Genomic DNA, 19,631 nt, shown 5'->3' on the forward strand with positions numbered 1-19,631 from the left:
GGTGTGTACGAATCTTCCGGGTCATCAGGGCCGTCGACCGGCCACTTCGGCGCACTGACCGGCCCTCAGGCAGCTCCGGCGGACCAGTAGTCGGAGTGCACGTTGGGACGCGGAAGGGGGTAGACCCCTTCGTAGGCAGGGCCGTTCGGCTTGGAGGCGGAGTCGGCGACCTTCGACTCCTTCACGCAGGGGCTGTCCGCTTCGAAGAACGCCTGCCCCTCGCCGCGGAAACTCACACTGATGCCGAAGCCGGCCTTCGTCTGTGCGTAGACCGCTGGGAACTCCTTGTCGTTGTTCTTCGCCTTGATGCGGTAATCACTCTTGCGCCAGAACTTCTCGACCTGGTCCAGGAAGCTCTGCCGGCGCTCCGCCGACACGATGGTCATCACGGCGCGCCTGCGCGTCACATCGCAGCTGCCCGTCGTCGTCGGGCCGTGCGCCCACTGCACCTCGGGGTCGATCTCCTTCAGTACGGCGTCGAGCATGCCGTCGGACCGTTCGGCGGCCTCCTGCATGTCCATGCCGCTCTCCTTGGTGCTCTTGGTGCTCTTGGTGGTCCCGGCGCTCCCGCTGCCGCTCGATTGTCCGCTGTCGTTGCCGCAGCCGGACAGTGCGAAGCCGAAAGCCAGGGCCACCGCAACGATCTGGAGCCTTCGCTTCATCGCTGTTCCTCCATCTTGAGCCTGTCGGAGTGTCCCGACACGATCAGAGCGATGCTGTCCGCCGACATGGCGTCCCGTACCGGATCGAAGTAGTTGGAGTGCGCGTCGAAGCTCACACCGCCGGTACTGATCAGAGGCTGGCCGGGGGCCACCGGGAATCGCCTGGCCCCGAAGGCCTTGCTCGCCGGGTCCTTGCCGAACCAGAGGTCGTCGTCACCCGGGTCGGCCAGGTCTCCGGCGAGGTATGCACCGGCGGGCCCTCCCAGAATCATCCCGATCGCACCCACGACGGTCTGCGTCTTGGACGGGAGCTTGGTCACCGGGTCGTTGGCCGCGGCACCGACGAAGACATGCCCGCTGCCGACACCGAGGTCCACGGCGCGGTCCACGCCCACCCCCGGACTGCCTACCAGAATGATGTCGTCCACCCCCGGAATACCACCGTCGCGCTGCGTCGCGGCGCCCACGGTACGTGAACCGTAGGAGTGCCCGATGGCCGTGATGTGCGGGTCCTTGTTCTGATTGGTGGCCGCGATGCCACCCATGAAGTCGCTGTAGGCCACGCCGCCCTTCTCCGCGCGGCCGGTGCCCGCGACCGCCAGGCTGTGCAGCCCGTCCGGCGTCTGCGGTGCGTCGTATCCCAGCCAGACGATCGACGCGGTGGACGAGTCGTAACCCTGGGCGCCGATCGCCGTGTCACGGGCACGCTTGAGATCGTTCTTCGCGAATTCCTCGTCGAGGGAAGTGTTCAGCCCCGGCACATACGCCGACACGTTCTTCGACGTGTCCGGATTCCCGTAGGAGACGATCGCCCGCCCGTTGCCCTCGTCGCTGATGCCGATCAGGTACATCGGCGGCTTGCTCCCCTCCTGCAGCTGCCGGTCGATCTCCTTCAACGCCGCCAGCTGGTCCTTCGACTTGGAGTCGGTCTTCCCCTCCAGCTTCGAAATCAGGTCCGGGAGGTTCTTCCGGTTGGCCGCGTCCCTGTCCGCCACCGGGATGCCGTCCAGATTGCCGATCTTGTCCGGGGAGAGCTCCAGGTACTGATCGCGTTGTTGCTGCGTCAGCCCGTTCCACCAGTCCTTGCGTTGGGCCGCAGTCGCATTGCGCGGAATTCGGTCGTTGAGGTAGTCGCGCTCCGCGTCCCGTACCGCCGCCTCGACGCGGCTACCGGAGCCGGGCAGCCCGGCGACCGCGCCGCCGCCCCCGCCGGATGCCTTGGTCATGTCCCAGGCGGCGGCTACGTACTTGCCCTTGTTCCACTTGTCGCCGGCGCCCCGTGCGGCCTGGGCGTACTGGTCGGCGATGCCCTTGGCGGTGTCGACGGGGTGGGCGACCGTGTCGACGACACCGCTGACGTCGCCCCACAGGCCGCCGTCGCCGACGACGCCGGTGAGGAAGTTGCCGTCCGAGGGGCGGGAGGAGTTGGTGTCCGAGTTTTGTCTACCCGCGTCGACCTGCGTAGAAGAATCGCCGTTGGCCGAGCCGCTGGAACCACCGGAGGTGTCGGAGCCGCCGGATGCGGTGGTGCCGCCAGTGCTGTCTGTGCCACCGGAGCCACCGGAGCTGCCGGAGCCACCGGATGCGGCAGAGCCGCCGGATGAGGCGGAGCCGCCGGATGAGGCGGAGCCGCCGGATGTGTCCGAGCCGCCGGACCCCGTGCCCCCGGTCACGGTCGCGCCCTCGGATCCCGCACCGCCGACGGAATCGGATCCGCCCCCGGTCGAGGTGCCGCCGCCGTTACCCGTACCTGTGCCCTCGCCTGCGACCACGTCGACATCGGGTGCCGGGCAGGCGCTTCCGGTCAGCTGGCAAATGGCGTTACGGATCTCCCCGGTCAGCTGCCCGCCGATGCCCGTCGCCGCGAGCCCACCGATGAGGGCCACGACCACGAGGATCATGCCCAGGTACTCCATCGCGGTCTGACCGGCGTCCCGACGCCACTTGATCATCCTCGCGATGCTGAACGACCGGTGCTCGGCGCGCTGTTCAGGACTGAGCCCGAACCATTCGCGCGAGCCGGCCCGGAACAACAGGACGAGGACGACAACCGGCATCACCAGTTGCGAGACGCCCTGCCCGCCGGTGCCCTCGCCCAGTGTCGCCAGGGCGCCGAGGGTGAGCCAGACGTGTACGGCGAGGAGCCCGCGCCAGATCCAGACCCCGCCGGTCCGCATGTACAGAGACAGTACGAATCCGGTGACGCCGGGCAGTGCGGCGTACAGCACCATGCCCAGCAGGTGACCGTCCACCGCATCGACGGACGAGGCCACGACCAGCGCGTCGATCGCACCCACGACGGTGACGACGAAGAGCAGCCGTACGAGAATCAGCACCGCTTGCAGAGGGCGCGACAACGACTGTCTGCCCGGACGGGCGGCGGCGGCGCTTATGCCGGCGCCACCCGGTACCGCTAATTCTCGTATGCCAGACACGACGGGTCTCCCAGCTTTGTGAGTGGGCGCAGCGACAGTTCCCCCGGTCTCTGTATGCGACCACACCAACACTGGGCGCGGCATGGGCCCCAGGGCCCAATGCAGGACTCAAAGTCCCAGGTGGCCAGCCCGTCCCTTCCCCCCACCGACTGGCCGGATATGGGCCATTGGGGATACTGACGTAACGTCAGTAAGCTCCGGCGGACCATAAGCCCACCCATCGGCGAACCCATCACCGCACACGAGACCCCGGCGAACGCCGACGGCCACCTCGTGGTCGCCTTCGGCAACGACGTGGGCGTTCGTCACCCGGAGCGTGCGACCTGGCCGGACACCGGCACCCCGGCCAGGTCGAGGAGTTCGTGCATGTCCTTCACGGGGAGGGCAGGGTTTCCCGCGACGGAGCCGACCGTGTCCGTATCGGCCAGCAGCTCTCGGATCCGTGACGGCGCAAGACGCGGATCCCGAGCTGTCGTCCCCCGTGTCTCCGGATCGCGGCTGAGTCTGTCCAGGGCCTCCGCCCCCAGCCCTGGATCACGCAGGGCCAGCCGCCGCCTCCTCGGGTCGCAGGAGTCGGCAAACCGGGCCGCGAGTCCTTCCGAGGGGAAGCCGGGCTTGGAGGCGAGCATCATCACGGCGCGGTGCTCCCCGTTCAGGAACAGGTCGAGCAGCAGCTCCGGTGGTGGTTCCGGATGGACTTCGCACAGCAGCAGCCGTACGGCGAAATCCTCGTCCCTGGCCAGGAGTTCCACCAGTTCCTGCGGCAGCCCGGGGCACGTGGCGGCGCTCCGCCGCAGCCACAGATGCGCGGACGTCGCGCACCGCCGCAGCACATCCATGTCTTCACGGGCCTCCCGCACCCACGCCAGGGGGTCCAACCGGTCCTCGGGACCGACGGTGTAGTCGATGGCGGCCCGTTCGTCCTCGGTCAGTTCGGGACGTGCGGAGACAACGAGCCGTACGCGCGGATCCGGGCTGACGGCGAGTCGCGCGACCAGGTCCGCAGGCAGCGAAGGGTTCTCGGCGAGCGACGACAGCCGGTCGCCCTCGGCCATCAGCCGCTCGGCGAGCTCGCGACTGAGCCGGCCCACCGCGAGCAGCCGTTGGAGCTGCCACGACTCCGCGAGGGCTTCGACGAGCCACGCGGTCCGCTCCTCGTCGTCGCGGCACACGCACAGCGCGGCGGCCTGCCGGACCTCCGAGTCCTGATCGTTGAGCAACGACTCCCGTGCAGCATCCTCTAGTTGGTCCCACGCGCGGCAGGCCATACGCCGGAAGAATGGCTCGGGATGGTCCGCCATCCCGGCCCGCACATGAGCCGGGACACTGGCGGAAGCAGCCGTCTCGTAGCGGACGGTGTCCCGTGAATGGGTGAGCAGCCGCTCGTACGCCCAGTCCGGCAGCGGCTCCACCGGCATCCGGTACGGATTCGGCCCCATGGCCAGGATGAGGCTGATGGTCGCGGACGGATCGTCGAGAAGCCGGGCACGCTGAGCCGGGTCGGCGTTCCAGCTCTCCGCGAAAGCCCTCTTGACACCCCGATCCGGGTGGCTGAGGATCGCCTCGACCACCTCCGGCGGCAAATCCTTGCGCTGGGCGACGTTGCTTCTGACCTGCCGGTCGTCGCAGCCGAGCAGCCGCAGCAGCACGCTGCCGGGCGCGGCCGGGTTCCACGACAGCATCTGGAGTGCGACCTCGTGGTGACGGGCCAAGGAACTCATAGGGCAGGCCACGTCCCCAGCACCCGCGCAAGCCGTTCGCTCTGCGCCACGGTGATCCCCCGGGCAAGGCGCAGCCCGCACCGCGGACTCATCGAACCGTCGCACTGAAGGATGCCGTCGAACGACGGCTCACCGCCGCTGAGCGGCGACGGTCCGGGTATCTCCCAGCGGCCGGCTCCCACAGGGGATGGTCCAGCAGAAGCCGAGCCGCAACACGCACGGCCTCGGCCACCGGCGTACCGGCCGCCCGGACCAGCGCCGCGCTCACCGCTTCCTCCGCGTCGCCCGGCAGATCCTCGTCACCGAGCGCGGGCAACAGAAGCAGCAGCCGGGCGTACGGGTCATGGACTCCGGGCGAGTTCGGGTCGCAAGTCGTGTTCGCGATATGGCTCAGTTCCTGCCAGGACAGCCCCGGCCCGGCCTGATGCCCATCCAGGGTGGCGAGATGACCGTGCCGACGCCCCCAGTCGGGATGGGAGACGAAGTATTCCGTCCCCTGGTCATCGGGAAAGTTGCGGTTCACCACCACCACGCTGTGACCACCGCCGAACGGGATACGGAAGACCGGCCACCGTTCCTGGTCCACCAGTTTCTCGTACGCCTCGTCGAGATCGGCCTCGTCCGCACCGAACCACCCCGTGTCCGGCTCACCGTCCTCGTCGTCCGTCTCGCCCATCCACATCAGGTACGCGGCCCAGAAGCCCGGGCGGGAGAGGAGATCCTCCCCCGCCACCAGCGGGTCGTCTTCATATCCGGAGATCAGTACGGCCCAAGACTGCCAGCGCGATGTCCGAGCCGCGTGGAGTTGGTTCAACCAGGCCACGCCTGCGGTGCGTAAGTGGATCTGCCGAGTCTCCTCAGCACCGCTCCGGGCCCCGCCGCCGTGGCCGGGAGCAGTTCCCCGAGGACCTGGCCGCCTCGGCCCCGGACTTCCCCTCGTTCGCGGCCTGGCTGGACGCCATGGCCCGTTCGCCCACCACATCCGAGCCACCGAGCTGATCGCGGAAGGGGGCCGGGTTGCCTCAGGCCATCGGCCCGCCCGCGAGGTCGGCCGGTTCCGGGTCGGCCGCCAGGCGGGCGTGCAGGTGCTCGTCGTGGTACGCCCCGTCGCCGTAGCGGTGGGAGTCGCGCAGTGTGCCCTCAGGAAGGTAACCGCAGCGGTGGGCCACCCGGCAGGAGGCCTCGTTGCCGGTGGCATGGGCGATCTCGATCCGGCGGGCATCGGCCGTCTCGAAGGCCCAGCTGGTCACCGCTCTGGTCGCTCTGGTGGCCACGCTCCGTCCACGAGCGGCCGGGAGTGTCCAGTAGCCGATCATCGCGAGGCCGTCCGCGCGGTCGACCCAGCTCAGACGAACGGCGCCCAGCAGGGCGCCGTCGGCCGCGCCCAGTACGGCGAAGGTGGCGGCACCGCGGTCCCAGCCGCCCTCGCGCAGCTCCAGCCACGCCATGGCCTCGGTGCGATCAGCTGCCGGAAAGGGCGAGCCAGTCGTCGACGGTGACGACGTCCGCCCACTGCGGGAACAGTTTCTCGGTGAGGAACCGGTGAACCTCGGAGTCGGTGTCCAGGCAGGCGTCGGCGAGGACGGTGAGGTCGAAGTCCAGGTCGTTGGCCTGGCACAGGGTGTGCAGCACCACGGCGCTGGTGGCGATGCCGGTGAGGTCGAAGTCCAGGTCGTTGGCCTGGCACAGGGTGTGCAGCACCACGGCGCTGGTGGCGATGCCGGTGAGGACGAGGCTGTCGATGGCGTGTGCCCTGAGCACCACGTCGAGGTCGCTGCTCACACGGTCTCCAGGAACGACGTCAGTTCGGCGCTGAAGCGGAACGGGTTCTCCATGCTCGGGTAGTGCGCGGCCGCCGACACCGTGGCAGTGTGCCCGCCGGGGACGAGTTTCGCCAGGCGGCCTGCCATGGCGTCCTCGCAGAAGTAGGCGAGGTTGGACTGCACCTGAGGGTTGGGGTCGTGTGAGAGGCGGTCCAGGACGTCGGGGGCAGGTGACGGGCGCGCGCCACGGTGCGCCGCCTGGCTACGCTCGCGGAGGCAGCCAGGCGGTGCCCTCGGGGTCGTCGCTTCAACCTCCCCCGTCGGCCCGGCGCCGCTGACCGAGGAAATGCAGCTGCCGCTGGGACTGGCCCCGGCTGACGAGGTTGTGCAGCGACGAGACAACCCAGGTCAGAGCGTCGGCATATGCAGCGAGCCGCGAGACCCTACATCAGCTCAGCGCCGTCGCGGGACGCGGCTGTTCAGTTGCCGACGAGGGCGTCGTGGATGGCCCACCCCATGTCGCCGGCGCACCAGCTGATGTTGCCGAGGACGGCGACGTCCAGGCCCTGCTGCGGGTAGTGATAGAGGCGGGCACTGGCCCCGTCCTCCTCGCCCGTGTGGCCCCAGCGGACGATGGTTCCTTCGTCGTCGAGGATGTGGGTGAGGCCGAAGCCGTACATCCACCGGTAGCCGCGGACCTTCTCCTCACGCTCGTCGACCTGCGGGGTCAGCGCCAGTCGTGTGGTCTCCTCGTTCAGCAGCCGCCCGTGGCGCAGTGCGTGGGCGAAGGCCGTCAGATCGGCGGCGCTACAGGTAGCCCCTCCGTCGGCGGCGGCCCCGGGGGTGGTCGCGTAGTGATTGGTCCGGTACGGGGTGGGGCTGCCGGCGGTGGTGAGGTATCCCTCGGCGATGTCCGGCCCCAGGTCGTCCAGGGCCGGGAATCCTGCCGCGCTCATTCCGGCACGGGCGAATACGTCGTCGGCAATAACCTCCTCGAAGGAGCGGCCGGTCACCGATTCGATGAGCAGGCCGAGCAGGATGTAGCCGGCGCCGTTGTACAGATGACGCTCCCCGGGAGGGAAGTGAGGCTGCTTGCCGGCGAACAGCGACAGGTAGTCCTTGTTGCTCCGCAGCAGGTAGAGCGGGTGGGAGGAGGTCAGGGCGGCCCATTCGGCCTCCCAGTCGGCGCTGCCCTCCTCGAACCAGTCGCCGATGCCCGCCGTCATCGTCAGGGCGTGATGGACCGTGACACGCGGATCGAGCTGGGGCATGTGCTCTTTCACGAAGCCCACCAGCGCGTCGTCGAGGCGGACCTGCTTCCGCTCGACGAGCTGCAGGACGGCCACCGCTGTGAACATCTTGGACACCGACGCCACCCGGAATCGCGTGTCGCACGTGTTCGGTATGGACCACCGCCGTGACGCCATCCCGAACGCGCGGGTGAATACCGGCTCCCCGTGACGCGTGACACGGACCGTGCCGGAGAACCCCTTCCCCTGCGCCACTGCGGAGATGGCCTCCTCCAGGTAAGCCGGATCGAGTCCGTCAGCCCTCGTCACAATCGTCACCGCAGACCCCTCACAGAAGAAAACTCACCCGTCATCGGTAATGATGATCGACACCAGTCCGCCTGCGAGCAACCGATTTACCCTGACCACACGAGCCGCGGCGAGAGCGTCGCCCAACTCGCGTCGGCCGCCGATCCGTTGACCGCGACGTACATTCCGTCACCTCGCGGATCGCGTGTCGCCGGTATCCCCTCCGGCCCCGCGGTGGAGCAAGCCACAACGCTGCCCTCCGAGCCCGCGACCGCCCTCAGTCGCCCCCGCCATCATGAGCAGATGACGACATGGGCCACGCAGAGGCGAGGATCCGTGAACGGGGGCCATGCGTGAGCCGGCGGACGTGGCGGTGGTGGGGACCGGAGCCGTCGGCCTCGCGGTTGCCGTCGGTGACGGATCGCAGGTGGCGCGGCCGGTGGTCTCAGGCGCCGGATTCCCAGTCGGGTGGGGCGGGATCTCCACGCCGAGGCCAACGAACGGTTCGACGAGCGCGTCGTACTGCTTGGGTGAGAGGTTCTTACGCTTCAGGATGTAGAGGTACTCATGGCACCTTCCTACGCGATCGCGCGACGCACCGCCATTGAATTTCCGTCGGTCAAGGGCGTGATGGCGCACCCGCTCAGCAGACCGCGCCCGGCTCCGCCGCCGTCGCCCGGAGCAGATCCCGCACCAGGTCGTAGTCGATCGCCGCCGTCTTACGGAAGCGCAGGCAGCCTTTCCCCATGTCCTGCCCGGCCAGGCGCTCCGCGAAGGCCTCTCGCACGTCGCTGCGCATCAGGTAGAAGGAGATGTACTGCTTCTGCGAGGCGAACGCGATCTCCGCGGTGCCGTCCCGCTCGTACGCGGGCATCCCATATGCCATGACCTCGTCGAACCCGGCCAGCTCCGCCCGGCACAACTCCCGCAGCCTCGTCAGGGCGTCCCTGCGCTCCTCGGGCACCTCGGCCAGATACCCGGCCACGTCCTTCGCCTCGCTCCGCACCATGCAACGAGGCTATGCCCGTCCCGTACATCTGTCGCCCGGCCCGCGCTCCCCCTCGTCCTCCCCCTTGGCCGCGCACTCCACCCAGAGCAGCTTCCCGCCCTGCCCCGGCAGCCCACCGCGCATGGGGTACGCGCCCCAGCTCTCCGCGTAGAGGGTGACGAGATAGAGCCCCCGCCCTCGTTCGGCGAGCTCCGCCGGGGCCTCGGCGGTCCATCGGAACGGGGCGGGGATGTGCGGGTTGGTGTCCCAGACGCTCAGCCGGATACGACTGCGCCCGGCATCGCGCAGGCGCAGGGAGTATGCGCCCGAGGAGTGCAGGTAGGCGTTGGTGACCAGCTCGCTCGCCAGCAGTTCGGCGGTCTCGGTGAGTTCGCGCATGCCGTGGACGCCCAGGATGGTGCGGAGGGTGGCGCGGGCCACGCCGGGGGCGCGGGGATCCTGCGGGAGTTGGAGGGTGTACGTCCAGGGCGGGGTTACCGTGGCACTGGCCATGGAAATCTCCGTTCACGGAGGGAAGTTGAATCATGGGTTTTCGATTACCCGGTGACGAGGCCGCTCCGTCGAGCGGGGTACTTCCGGGCGGGTGGCCTGAGTCAGAGATTAGGCTGCTGCAAGGATTGCTTGCAGCAGTTGAACGGAATCCTTGAGATGAACCACTCGTCTGAGTGACATTCCAACTCGGCTGCTTTCAGGGGAGAGTTCGACATGGCAGGCAGGGCCGCCTCTACCGCACGTCGCGCACGGCTCGGCGCCGAGCTGCGCAAGCTGCGGGAACGCGCCGGGATGACCACCACCCAGGCAGCCGACCTCCTGGGTACGAGCTCGGGGCAGCTCAGCAACATAGAGGTGGCGCGCTTCGGCGTGAGCGCCGACCGCGTACGGGTCGCGGCCCACACGTACTCCTGCACCGATCAAGCACTGATCGATGCGCTGGTCGCCATGACAAGTGACCGCAGGCGTGGCTGGTGGGAGGAGTACCGGGAGATCCTGCCGCCCAAGCTGCTCGATCTGGCCGAGATCGAGCACCACGGCACGGGCCTGTATGCGGCGCACAGCATCCACATCCCCGGCCTGCTCCAGACCGTGGATCACGCCCGGGAGATCTACCGGCAGGCCGTTCCCGAATTGTCTCCACCGGAGATCGAGCACCGTGTCTCTTACCGCATCAAGCGGCAGGAAGTGCTCTATCGGACGGACCCCGTCCCCTATCAGGCCGTCATTCACGAGGCCGCTCTGCGCATGATGTTCGGCGGTCCCAATATCTCCCGGGGGCAGCTGCAGCACCTGCTCAAAATGAGCGAGCTACCCCACGCGTCCATCCGCGTGATCCCCTTCGAGGCCACGTACTATCCGGGCTCGGGTCAGTCCGTGTACTACGTACGCGGACCGGTGCCCGCACTCGATACGGCGCAGCTCGACCAGTCACACGGGCCCGTGTTCATCGACGCAGAGGCCCAGTTGACCCAGTACCGCTTGCTGCTCGAACGACTCGACGACGCGGCGTTGGACGTAGAGCGATCCCGAGAACTTATCCACAAGGTCGCCGAGGGCCTGTGAAAGGAACCACGATGTCCGCACATGCTTGGCAGAGGTCGTCCTACTGCGCGCAGGGCGAAGCCTGCGTGAACGTGGCCGAGGCCCGGACCGGAGCAATAGCGCTCACCGAGAGCAGCGACCCGACCGGGGCGATACTCCGCACCACGCCCGCCGCCTGGGCCGCCCTCGTACGCACCCTCAAGGAGAACCGCCTCGATGACTGACCTCCCCGCCGGCTCCTCCAGCTGGCAGAAGTCCTCCTACTGCGCCCAGGGCAATTCCTGCGTACACATAGCCACCCCCGCCCCCGGCACGGTCTGCCTCACCGAGAGCAGCGACCCCACCGGAGCGATACTCCGCACCACACCCGCCGCCTGGGCCGCCCTCGTACGCACCCTCAAGGAGAGGCGCACCCATGGCTGACATCCCACCGGCCTCACCTGGATCCACGCCGCGAATCCCGCCACCGTCCTGATTCCGGAGCGTCAAACTCTCAGGTGCCCGGCCCCGGGTGGCCTGTTCCAGGTGCGGTGGGCAGTTCGACTCGGACGGTGAGGCCGCCGTCGGGGCGGGGGGTGGCGGTGAGCTCGCCGTGGTGGGTCAGGGTGATCGCCCGGACCACGGCCAGTCCCAGCCCGGAACCGTCGCTGCGGTGTTCCCGACCGCGCTGGAACGGTTCGAAGAGGGCGGGGAGTTCGTCCGGATCCAGCACCGGGCCGGTGTTGCCGACCTCGATGAAGGCAAGGCCGCCGACGGTGCCGGTGGTCACCGTCGCCGCGCCGTCACGGTGGTTGTGCCGCACCGCGTTGGCCAGCAGGTTCAGTGCGATCTGCCGCAGCAGCGAGGGGTCGCCCGCGACCGGGGCGGGCGCCGGATCGGCGGTGATCCGGATGCCCGCTGTCCGGGCCTCGTCGGCCAGGTCCGCCAAGGCGTCCCTGGCGGCGTCCTCCAGGTCGACCGGATGCGGCGTCAGCTGTCCGCTCTCGCCACGTGCCAGTGTCAGCAGTGCCGCGATCAGGCGTTCACTGCGGGCGTTGGCGTCCAGCGCGCGCTGGACGGCGGGTCTCAGGTCGGCCGGGACCCGGCCTTGGGCGAGCGGGATCTCCAGGGCGGTGCGCTGGAGGGTGAGCGGGGTGCGCAGTTCGTGCGAGGCGTGGGAGGTGAAGCGGCGCTGGGCGGTGAAGCTGCGGTCCAGGCGGTCGAGCATGGCGTCGAAGGTGTTGCCGAGTTCGCGGACCTCGTCGTGCGGGCCGGTCAGGCCGAGGCGTTCGTCCAGGGTGCTGCCGGCGCCGATCCGCCGGGCCGCCGCAGTGACCTGGCTGAGGCGGTGCAGCGAGCGGCTGCTGCCCCACCAGGCGAGCAGCGCGGCGAGTGCGGTGAAGACGGCGAGCAACAGCAGGGAGCGCAGCAGCAGATCACTGAGGACGGTGTGCTGAAAGTCCTCGAAGCGCTGGGCGGGAGTGGCGATCGCGGCGGGCACCGAGGAGCCTTGCGGCGCGGCGGTGGGGCTCGGCTCCGCCTGGGCGGGAGCCGTCACGCTCGCGGGGTCTACGAGGTGGCGGTTTTCCTTCAGGAGTTGACGGGCGCTCAGCCAGTTCAACAGGAGCAGCCCGCAGCCGAGGACTGCGAAGACCGCCGTGGTCATCAGGGTCAGGCGGCCGCGCAGGGGCAGTCCGTGCAGCCAGAGGCAGCGACCGGTCCGGGCTCGGCTCACAGCCGGTACCCGTAGCCGGGGTCGTTGGTGATCAGTGGCGGTTCGCCGAGCTTGCGGCGCAGCGAGTGGACGGTGACCCGGACGGCAGTGGTGGCCGGGTCCAGCGCCGCGTCCCACAGGCTGTCCCGCAGCTGCTCGGTGGGGACCGGGGCGCCGTCCGCGGCCAGCAGCAGTTCCAGCACACCGAGCTCCTTGGGTGTGAGCTTCAATGGCCGGCCGTCGCGTTCGGCGACCCTGCGCACGGTGTCCAGGTTGACGCCGTGCCTGCTCAGCACGGTGGCACTGCTGCCGGCAGGGGAGCGGCGGCCCAGCGCGCGCAGCCGGGCTATCAGCTCCAGGTACGAGAAGGGTTTGGCCAGGTAGTCGTCGGCGCCCTGACCGAGGCCGTCGACCAGGTCGGCGAGGGCGCCGGCGGCGGTGAGCATCAGGATTCTGGCCGGGTAGCCGGCTGTGTTCAGGGCCCGGCAGACGGCGTCGCCGCTCAGGTTGGGCAGGTTCCGGTCCAGGAGCAGGACGTCGTACTCGGCGGCGGCCGTCATTTCGAGCGCGCGGGCACCATCGTGGGCGACCTCGCAGACCATGCCCTCGGCACGCAGGCCCTCGGCAAGCATCGCGGCCAGGTCCACCTCGTCCTCGACGATCAGCACTCGCATTCTGTTCCACCCCACTCGCTGCGCTCTGCCCTGCCCTGCCCTGCCCTGCCCTGCCCTGCCCTGGTCAACGATGCCTCGGCAGGCGTTAGCCAGCGGTTAGGCACACACTCACCCGTACATAACTCGTCGGTCCGTAGGAATGGCGGAGGTCAATGTCGACGTCCAGCAGGGAGAGCAGGAAATGCTTACCAAGACCGTACGGACCGTACTGGCGGCGGCCGCCGTGACGGCGGCGCTGGTGATGACCGGCTGCTCCTCACAGGGCACGGCGCCCAGCGTGGCCGGGGGCGACGGCGCGGGAAAGAGCAAGCCGCAGGACGACAACGCGGTCCGGCGGGCCTGGGTCGACTGCATGCACAAGCAAGGGCAGACCAGCGTCGAGCAGGACAAGGACGGCAACATCACCTTCCCGGCCACCGGTCTCGACAGTCCCGGCTCGGCCAACGGCTTCGACGCGGCGAGCAGGGCCTGCGACGCCAAGGTCCCCGGCATCCACCAGGTCCAGCAGAAGGGCGACGAGAAGGCCGTCGAACAGGCGCGCGCCTTCGTCGCGTGCGCGCGGAAGAACGGCTACGCGGACATCCCTGACCCCGACCCCAAGAGCGGCATCCTCAACTTCACGGCGAAATCGTTCGACTCCGCCGCGTGGGACGCCCTCCAGCCGGCCTGCGGCAAGCTCCCGATGCCCGGCTACTCGATCGGTCAGTGATCATGAGCCGCACTGTTGAGACCACCGCCCCGGCTGATAACTCGCCCGCCCCCGCGCGAAAGAAGCGCCGCAAGGTCGTCGTCGCGCTCGTCCTGGTCGCCGCGCTCGGCGGCTCGGGTGCGCTCGCCGTGATCCGCCCCTGGGAGCACCACGGCACCGCCTCCCCGCAGCCGTCCGTCAGCCACGGCACCGTCGCGGTGCAGAAGGGCTCGCTGTCCACCGGCATCCAGGTCGGCGGCGCGCTCAGCTACAACACCCCGACTCCCGTCATCGCCTCCGGCCACGGAACCATCACCGCCCTGCCCGCCGTCGGCGCCGTCGTCAAGGCGGGAGCGAAGTTCTACGAGGTCGACGGACGGCCCGTGGTACTGCTCACCGGGGACCGGCCGATGTGGCGCGACCTCGGCCCCGAAATCAGTGACGGACCCGACGTCGAACAGCTCAAACGCAACCTGATCAGGCTCGGCTACGCCGACGGACTCGGCCTCGCGGCCGACCAGAAGTTCACCCCTGCCACCGTCACCGCCGTCAAGCGCTGGCAGAAGGCCCTCGGTGAGAAACAGACGGGAACGGTCACGCTCGGCAGCGTCGTCATGCTGCCGCAGGCGGCCGTGCGGGTGCAGCAGCTCGGCGCACAGCTCGGCTCGGCCCTCGGGGCCACCGCGGTCATGACCGTGACCGGCACCGACCTGGTCGCCACCGCGCAGCCCGCCGACAACCAGCTCTCCCAGTTCAAGCCCAACGGCCGGGTGACGGTGAAGCTGGCCAACGGCAGCACCATCGACGGACGCATTCGCTCACTGGTCCGCGGCGGTTCCGGCAACGGCGGGGACAACGGCTCGGACGGCTCCGGTGGCGCGGACAAGACCACCGTCACCATCGCGCTGGACCACCAGCGGCAGGCCAAGCAGGCCGGGCCCTCCTCCGTGACCGTCACCGTCGTCGGCGAGACCATCAGCGACGCGCTCATCGTCCCCGTCACCGCGCTGCTCGCCCTGGACGGCGGCGGCTACGGAGTCCAGGTCGTCAGCGGCACCACCACCCGGCTCGTCAGGATCCAGCTGGGACTGGTCGCCGACGCCAAGGCGCAGATCACGGGGGACGTCCAAGCGGGCGACCAGGTGGTGATCCCGAAATGACGCCCGATCAGCCACGCGGCAGAGCCCCCGTGCTGGAACTCTCCGGCATCACCAAGGAATACCCGGGATCACCCCCGCTGCGCATCCTGCACGGCATCGACCTCACCATCGAAGCCGGAGAACTCCTCGCCGTCGTCGGCCCGTCCGGCTCCGGCAAGTCCACCCTTCTCGCCCTGCTCGGCTCCCTCGACCGGCCCACCGCAGGAAAGCTGCACTTCGAAGGAAGCGACCTGTCCGCACTCTCCGACCCCGAACTGGCCGCCCTGCGCGCCCACCGGATCGGCTTCGTCTTCCAACAGTTCTTCCTGCTGCCCGGGCTCACCACGGTCGAGAACGTCGCCACCGGCCTCCTCTACAGCGGCGCCCCCGCCTCACGCCGGCGCGCCGACGCCGCCGAAGCCCTGCGCGAAGTGGGCCTCGGGCACCGACTCCACCACCACCCCGACCAGCTCTCCGGTGGCGAGAAGCAGCGCGTCGCCATCGCCCGCGCCCTCGTCGGCCGCCCCGCACTGCTGCTCGCCGACGAACCCACCGGGGCCCTGGACAGTGTCTCCGGCGCCGCCGTCGTCGAGCTGCTGCGCACCCTGAACGCCAACGGCACCACGGTCGTCGTCATCACCCACGACCGCGAGCTGGCCGCCTCCTTCCCCCGGCGAATCACCCTCCACGACGGCCGCATCGACTTCGACGAACGCGGCCCGCACCCCGCAGGAGCTGTCCGATGACGCCACCCCTGCGACGCACCCGACTGCGCCCGACGGACATGCTGCGCCTCGGCTTGATCGGACCACGCACGCGCAAGATGCGCTCCGCCCTGTCCGCGCTCGGCATCTCCCTGGGCATCGCCGCCGTCATCGCCGTGACCGGGATCTCCGCCTCCAACCAGGCGCACCTGCTGGAGCGCCTGGACCGGCTCGGCTCCAACCTGATCACCGTCGCCCCCGGCAACGGCGCCGACCAGAAGCCGGTGCCGCTGCCGCCCACGGCCGAGAAGATGCTCGCCAACATCGCCCCCGTGCAACGGGTCACCGCGACCGGGGCCACCAAAGCCCAGGTCTACCGCAACGACCTGATCCCACCGCAGCAGACCAGCAGCCTCACCGTGCTGGCCGCCCGGCTCAACCTGCTCGACGTCCTGCACGCCACCCTGCAGAGCGGGCGCTGGCTGGACAAGGCGAGCGAGAACCTCCCGGTGACCGTGCTCGGCGACCAGGCCGCACTCCGGCTCGGCGTGACCGCGCCGGGTGAGCGGGTCTGGCTGGGCGGACAGTGGTTCGTCGTCACCGGAATCCTGGCCCCGAACGAGCTCGCCCCCGAGCTCGGCACCGCCGCCCTGGTCGGCTGGCCCCAGGCCACCGCCCACCTGGGCGCGGACGGCACCGCCGCCATGGTCTACCTCAGGGCCCACCCCGAACGCGTCCCTGACGTACAGACCGTTGCCGGAGCCACCGCCGACCCCGCCAACCCGAGCAGGGTCGCCGTCAGCCGCCCCTCCGACCTGTACACGGCACGGGCCGAGACCAAGAACTCCCTCACCGGACTCGTCCTCGCCCTCGCTGCGGTCGCCCTGCTCGTGGGCGGCGTCGGCATCGCCAACACCATGGTGGTGGGAGTGATGGAACGCCGCGGCGAGGTCGGACTGCGCCGCGCGCTGGGCGCCCGAGGCGGCCAGATCGCCGTTCAGTTCCTGATCGAGGCCGTACTGATGGGCCTCATCGGAGGAGTCGGCGGGCTGTTCGTGGGCGGCCTCGCGGTCTACGGCTACGCCCTCGCACAGGGCTGGCCCGCCTCCATCCCGCTCTACACGGTCATCGCCGGACCGCTGGTGTCGGTACTGGTGGCGGCCGTCGCCGGGATCTACCCGGCACTGCGCGCAGCCAGGGTGTCCCCGACAGACGCCCTGCGCTCGGCCTGACCGACGACGCCGGAGTCGTCGGCTGGGCCTGACCACGCAGCAACAACGGTCCGGACGGATTCACCAACGCCTGTCCCCGGCCCGTCTGCAAGGATTGCTTGCATGAGTTGACCGGAATCCTTGATCTCAACCAGTCGTGTGAGTGACAGTCCAACTCAGCCGCTCCCAAGGGAGAATTCGACATGGCAGGCAGAGCCGTCTCTACCGCACTCGATACGGCACAGCTCGACCAGTCGCACGGGCCCGTGTTCATCGACGCGGAAGCCCAGTTGGCCCAGTACCGCCTGCTGCTCGAACGACTCGACGACGCGGATCTGGACGTCGAGCGGTCCCGAGAACTCATCCACAAGGTCGCCCAGTGCCTGTGAAAGGAACCACGATGTCCGCACACACCTGGCAGAGGTCGTCCTACTGTGCTCAGGGCGAAGCCTGCGTGCACACAGCCGCGGCCCGTACCGGAGCAATAGAACTCACCGAGTCCGGCGACCCCACCGGAGCGATACTCCGCACCACGCCCGCCGCCTGAGCCGCCCTCGTACGCACCCTCAAGGAGAACCACCCCGATGACTGACATCCCCGCCGACCTCACCTGGACCCGCGCCGCCCCCGAAGGCGAGGAGGGCCCCGGCCCCTGGATCGAGATCGCCTTCGGCCCGGACGCACTCGTATACCTCCGCGAGACCGGCGACCCCAGCAACGTCGTCACGACCACCCGGACGAAATGGGACGCCTTCGCCAAGGGCGTCCAGGCCGGCGAGTTCGACCACTTCGCCGAACTCGACGGCGACCAGGGCACGGCGGCACCGGCCTGACGGAGACTCGACATTCTTCGGCGACGAGGGCACGGTGGGCACGGGCTACTACGGGCTGGCCGCTCCGGTCCGGGCCAACGACCTGGTCCTGTCGATGGCGCTGTTCGCCGCCTGCGGGGTGCTGGCGGCCCGTAACCCCAGCCGGCTGCGCCGCCGCTCCTACGGGTGGCTCGTCCCGGTCGTGGGCGCCATGTTTCTGGCCGGGGGCCTGCACATCGGTACAGGCGCTCTACTGGCACCGGCCCAGCGACGCTCTCGCAGCCACGCCGCCGGCCTGCGCCTGCTACGCCATCGCAACCCGTCTGCTTCCGCCCACCGTGCCGGGCGCAGCACCGAGTGCCGCGCCGGGTGTCGCGCCGCGCCACCGCGCACTGCCGAATCCGGCCCTTGCCCCCGCCCCGGTCGGCGCGCTGCCGGCCGGCGCACGGGAAGACGCCCTCGCACGCCCGTTGGTGTTCGCCGGGGCGGCGTTCCTGTGCGCGGTACTGCACCGGGCCACCGCGACGGAGCGAATCGGAAGGCCGACACCGCTCCTTCAGCGGTGACTCGTCGAAGCGGGCGGCGAGACCGGAATGCTCTCCGCCCTCGACGTATCCGGCCACGTGTCCGCCCGCTCCACCGCGGGCATGATCAGCGGATGAACGACGACCCGGGCCGGATACTCCGCTGGAACTTCTTCATCGGCGGGCACCTGAGCGCCTCGGTGCCCGTACGCCTCGTAGAGCGCACCGAGGCGGGCCAGCTGGTGTGGATGGAGACCGGCACACCGATGTGGCGTACGAAGCTTCCGCGCGGGGCACACCTGCGGGACATCGCCCCGCACGAGCGCCCGGCCGGCGGGTACCCCTTGGTCGCCGACCGGTGGCCCATGGGCAGCGCGCTCTTCTACCAGCCGACCGGTGCCGCGCACTCCGTCCTCTGGCTCTTCGGCCGCAGACGGAAGTTCCGTGGCTGGTACGTAAATCTGGAGCGCCGGGTCCACCACGGCGACGACATCGACATCACCGACCACGAGCTCGACATCAATGTGGCCCCGGACCGGAGCTGGCAGTGGAAGGACGAGCAGTCCTTCGCCGAGAAGACCGGCGACCCTGCCTACTGGTCGGCCGACGAAGCGTCAGCCATCCGTAACGAGGGCACCTCGGTCGTACGGCTCGCCGAGGCCGGAACGTTTCCCTTCGACGGCACCTGGTGCGATTTCCGGCCGCCGCCGACCTGGACGACACCACCCCGGCCACCCGTCCCACGCCACCCCCTGCTCTGACCAGCCACTGCGCTGACCAGCCCTGCCCAAGAGTCTCGGCCAGGGTGGCGGGATGACAGTCATTGCCCGGGGTCACCCTCCGTGATACACAGAGTAACCATACGAATTCGGTCATACACCGATTCGATCCGCAGGTCAGGGCGGTCGGACCGGTCAAACGTGCGAGATCCGGGTAAAGAGAGCCGTCAAGCCGTCGCACGAGAGCAGTTTCATCAGCGAAGATAGAGAGCGACCCATGTCGTGTGACAGGGGCACTGAACTACCCAACAGGGGCGGTGACTTACATGATCCTGGCAGCTGAAAAGGGCGACATCACCACCATCATCGGCGGAATCGCCCCGAACTGGGGGCCGTTCGGGACCTTGGGCAACGAGGCCCGCGTAATGATCGAGGTCGTGATGGCCATTGCCATCCTGCTCTGCCTCGGCATCGCGGTCTGGGGTGCGGCAAAGCAGCGCATCGGCGCCACGGCACTGCGCGACACCTTCAGCGCGGAGCAGGGCAAGGGGCTGATCGTTGCCGGTCTGACTGGTGTGTTCATCATTGGATCGCTGGGCACGCTGTTCACCATCGTCTACGGGATGGCCGTCTGACCGGCTGTCATCCCATGTCAGGGGCAGCCCTGCCCACCCCCACACCATCCGTCCGTCGTGCCCACCGGCAGAGGTTACGTTTCCCTGATGTCGAGTCACCACACCGCGCCCGCGCGGGAACCCGCACGGCTACCGTCGTACTACCCGGTTCAGGAAACGGTTGAGGGG

22 protein-coding genes and 2 pseudogenes are annotated in these 19,631 nt (G+C 69.3%); 12 read left to right on the forward strand and 12 right to left on the reverse strand.

Annotated features, from left to right (window positions below):
- Window positions 1–65 precede the first annotated feature (65 nt).
- The 10 genes and pseudogenes from OG609_RS19030 to OG609_RS19075 all read right to left on the reverse strand — a co-directional run bounded on the left by OG609_RS19030 (window position 66) and on the right by OG609_RS19075 (window position 9,620).
- Window positions 66–662: a hypothetical protein gene (locus tag OG609_RS19030; RefSeq protein ID WP_327273927.1), complete on the reverse strand. Its 597-nt coding sequence runs from the start codon at window positions 660–662 to the stop codon at window positions 66–68.
- Window positions 659–2,998, reverse strand: a complete 2,340-nt coding sequence (locus OG609_RS19035) for an alpha/beta hydrolase (protein ID WP_327273928.1) — start codon at window positions 2,996–2,998, stop codon at window positions 659–661. The genes OG609_RS19030 and OG609_RS19035 overlap by 4 nt, the downstream gene beginning before the upstream one ends.
- A gap of 404 nt (window positions 2,999–3,402) precedes the next feature.
- The gene (locus tag OG609_RS19040) at window positions 3,403–4,818 is read right to left on the reverse strand and encodes a hypothetical protein (protein ID WP_327273929.1); all 1,416 of its coding nucleotides are present in this window, start codon (window positions 4,816–4,818) and stop codon (window positions 3,403–3,405) included.
- Window positions 4,819–4,906: 88 nt separating this feature from the next.
- Window positions 4,907–5,641 carry a hypothetical protein gene (locus tag OG609_RS19045; RefSeq protein WP_327273930.1) on the reverse strand — a complete coding sequence of 245 codons (735 nt, stop codon included), beginning with the start codon at window positions 5,639–5,641 and terminating at the stop codon, window positions 4,907–4,909.
- Window positions 5,642–5,840: 199 nt separating this feature from the next.
- The gene (locus tag OG609_RS19050) at window positions 5,841–6,266 is read right to left on the reverse strand and encodes a GNAT family N-acetyltransferase (protein WP_327273931.1); all 426 of its coding nucleotides are present in this window, start codon (window positions 6,264–6,266) and stop codon (window positions 5,841–5,843) included.
- Between the two features lie 13 nt (window positions 6,267–6,279).
- Window positions 6,280–6,660, reverse strand: a pseudogene (locus OG609_RS19055) (isochorismatase family protein); the annotation flags it as partial.
- Window positions 6,597–6,764, reverse strand: coding sequence for an alpha/beta fold hydrolase (locus OG609_RS19060; protein ID WP_327273932.1), 168 nt, complete (start codon window positions 6,762–6,764; stop codon window positions 6,597–6,599). The gene OG609_RS19060 and the pseudogene OG609_RS19055, both read right to left, overlap by 64 nt.
- 296 nt (window positions 6,765–7,060) lie before the next feature.
- Window positions 7,061–8,149, reverse strand: a complete 1,089-nt coding sequence (locus OG609_RS19065; RefSeq protein WP_327273933.1) for a serine hydrolase domain-containing protein — start codon at window positions 8,147–8,149, stop codon at window positions 7,061–7,063.
- A gap of 613 nt (window positions 8,150–8,762) precedes the next feature.
- Window positions 8,763–9,128, reverse strand: coding sequence for an iron chaperone (locus tag OG609_RS19070; RefSeq protein WP_189279658.1), 366 nt, complete (start codon window positions 9,126–9,128; stop codon window positions 8,763–8,765).
- A 9-nt stretch (window positions 9,129–9,137) separates the two neighbouring features.
- Window positions 9,138–9,620 carry an ATP-binding protein gene (locus tag OG609_RS19075; RefSeq protein WP_327273934.1) on the reverse strand — a complete coding sequence of 161 codons (483 nt, stop codon included), beginning with the start codon at window positions 9,618–9,620 and terminating at the stop codon, window positions 9,138–9,140.
- Window positions 9,621–9,833: 213 nt separating this feature from the next.
- Here OG609_RS19075 and OG609_RS19080 point away from each other — a divergent pair, with 213 nt between their 5' ends.
- From OG609_RS19080 to OG609_RS19090, 3 genes are read left to right on the forward strand one after another with little or no spacing between them, the layout of a single operon-like run.
- Entirely contained in the window at window positions 9,834–10,685 is an 852-nt protein-coding gene (locus tag OG609_RS19080) for a Scr1 family TA system antitoxin-like transcriptional regulator (protein WP_327273935.1), read from the forward strand.
- Between the two features lie 11 nt (window positions 10,686–10,696).
- Window positions 10,697–10,888, forward strand: a complete 192-nt coding sequence (locus OG609_RS19085; RefSeq protein ID WP_327273936.1) for a DUF397 domain-containing protein — start codon at window positions 10,697–10,699, stop codon at window positions 10,886–10,888.
- On the forward strand, window positions 10,881–11,087 hold the full coding sequence (locus OG609_RS19090) for a DUF397 domain-containing protein (protein ID WP_327273937.1): 207 nt from the start codon (window positions 10,881–10,883) through the stop codon (window positions 11,085–11,087). The genes OG609_RS19085 and OG609_RS19090 overlap by 8 nt, the downstream gene beginning before the upstream one ends.
- 70 nt (window positions 11,088–11,157) lie before the next feature.
- Here OG609_RS19090 and OG609_RS19095 read toward each other — a convergent pair whose 3' ends face one another.
- Window positions 11,158–12,378 (reverse strand): sensor histidine kinase, encoded by a 1,221-nt coding sequence (locus OG609_RS19095; RefSeq protein WP_327273938.1) that lies wholly within the window; start codon window positions 12,376–12,378, stop codon window positions 11,158–11,160.
- The gene (locus tag OG609_RS19100; protein ID WP_327273939.1) at window positions 12,375–13,031 is read right to left on the reverse strand and encodes a response regulator transcription factor; all 657 of its coding nucleotides are present in this window, start codon (window positions 13,029–13,031) and stop codon (window positions 12,375–12,377) included. Before OG609_RS19100 ends, OG609_RS19095 begins: the two co-directional genes overlap by 4 nt.
- Before the next feature lie 181 nt (window positions 13,032–13,212).
- On the opposite strand from OG609_RS19100, the gene OG609_RS19105 reads away from it, so the two are divergent.
- The 9 genes and pseudogenes from OG609_RS19105 to OG609_RS19145 all read left to right on the forward strand — a co-directional run bounded on the left by OG609_RS19105 (window position 13,213) and on the right by OG609_RS19145 (window position 19,463).
- Window positions 13,213–13,740, forward strand: coding sequence for a hypothetical protein (locus tag OG609_RS19105; protein WP_327273940.1), 528 nt, complete (start codon window positions 13,213–13,215; stop codon window positions 13,738–13,740).
- 2 nt (window positions 13,741–13,742) lie between these two features.
- Window positions 13,743–14,879, forward strand: coding sequence for a peptidoglycan-binding protein (locus OG609_RS19110; RefSeq protein ID WP_327273941.1), 1,137 nt, complete (start codon window positions 13,743–13,745; stop codon window positions 14,877–14,879).
- Window positions 14,876–15,604 (forward strand): ABC transporter ATP-binding protein, encoded by a 729-nt coding sequence (locus tag OG609_RS19115; protein WP_327273942.1) that lies wholly within the window; start codon window positions 14,876–14,878, stop codon window positions 15,602–15,604. The genes OG609_RS19110 and OG609_RS19115 overlap by 4 nt, the downstream gene beginning before the upstream one ends.
- Window positions 15,601–16,794 (forward strand): ABC transporter permease, encoded by a 1,194-nt coding sequence (locus tag OG609_RS19120; RefSeq protein WP_327273943.1) that lies wholly within the window; start codon window positions 15,601–15,603, stop codon window positions 16,792–16,794. The genes OG609_RS19115 and OG609_RS19120 overlap by 4 nt, the downstream gene beginning before the upstream one ends.
- Window positions 16,795–16,970: 176 nt before the next feature.
- Window positions 16,971–17,162 (forward strand): annotated as a pseudogene (locus OG609_RS19125) (Scr1 family TA system antitoxin-like transcriptional regulator); the annotation flags it as partial.
- Window positions 17,163–17,173: 11 nt separating this feature from the next.
- Window positions 17,174–17,320 (forward strand): DUF397 domain-containing protein, encoded by a 147-nt coding sequence (locus OG609_RS19130; protein WP_327273944.1) that lies wholly within the window; start codon window positions 17,174–17,176, stop codon window positions 17,318–17,320.
- 37 nt (window positions 17,321–17,357) lie between these two features.
- Window positions 17,358–17,606 carry a DUF397 domain-containing protein gene (locus tag OG609_RS19135; protein ID WP_327273945.1) on the forward strand — a complete coding sequence of 83 codons (249 nt, stop codon included), beginning with the start codon at window positions 17,358–17,360 and terminating at the stop codon, window positions 17,604–17,606.
- A gap of 637 nt (window positions 17,607–18,243) precedes the next feature.
- Window positions 18,244–18,870: a DUF402 domain-containing protein gene (locus OG609_RS19140; protein ID WP_327273946.1), complete on the forward strand. Its 627-nt coding sequence runs from the start codon at window positions 18,244–18,246 to the stop codon at window positions 18,868–18,870.
- Window positions 18,871–19,154: 284 nt separating this feature from the next.
- Window positions 19,155–19,463, forward strand: a complete 309-nt coding sequence (locus OG609_RS19145; protein ID WP_018101695.1) for a hypothetical protein — start codon at window positions 19,155–19,157, stop codon at window positions 19,461–19,463.
- Window positions 19,464–19,631 lie beyond the last annotated feature (168 nt).

It is taken from the genome of Streptomyces sp. NBC_01224, assembly GCF_036002945.1.
In the GTDB taxonomy this organism is placed as follows: Bacteria; Actinomycetota; Actinomycetes; order Streptomycetales; family Streptomycetaceae; genus Streptomyces.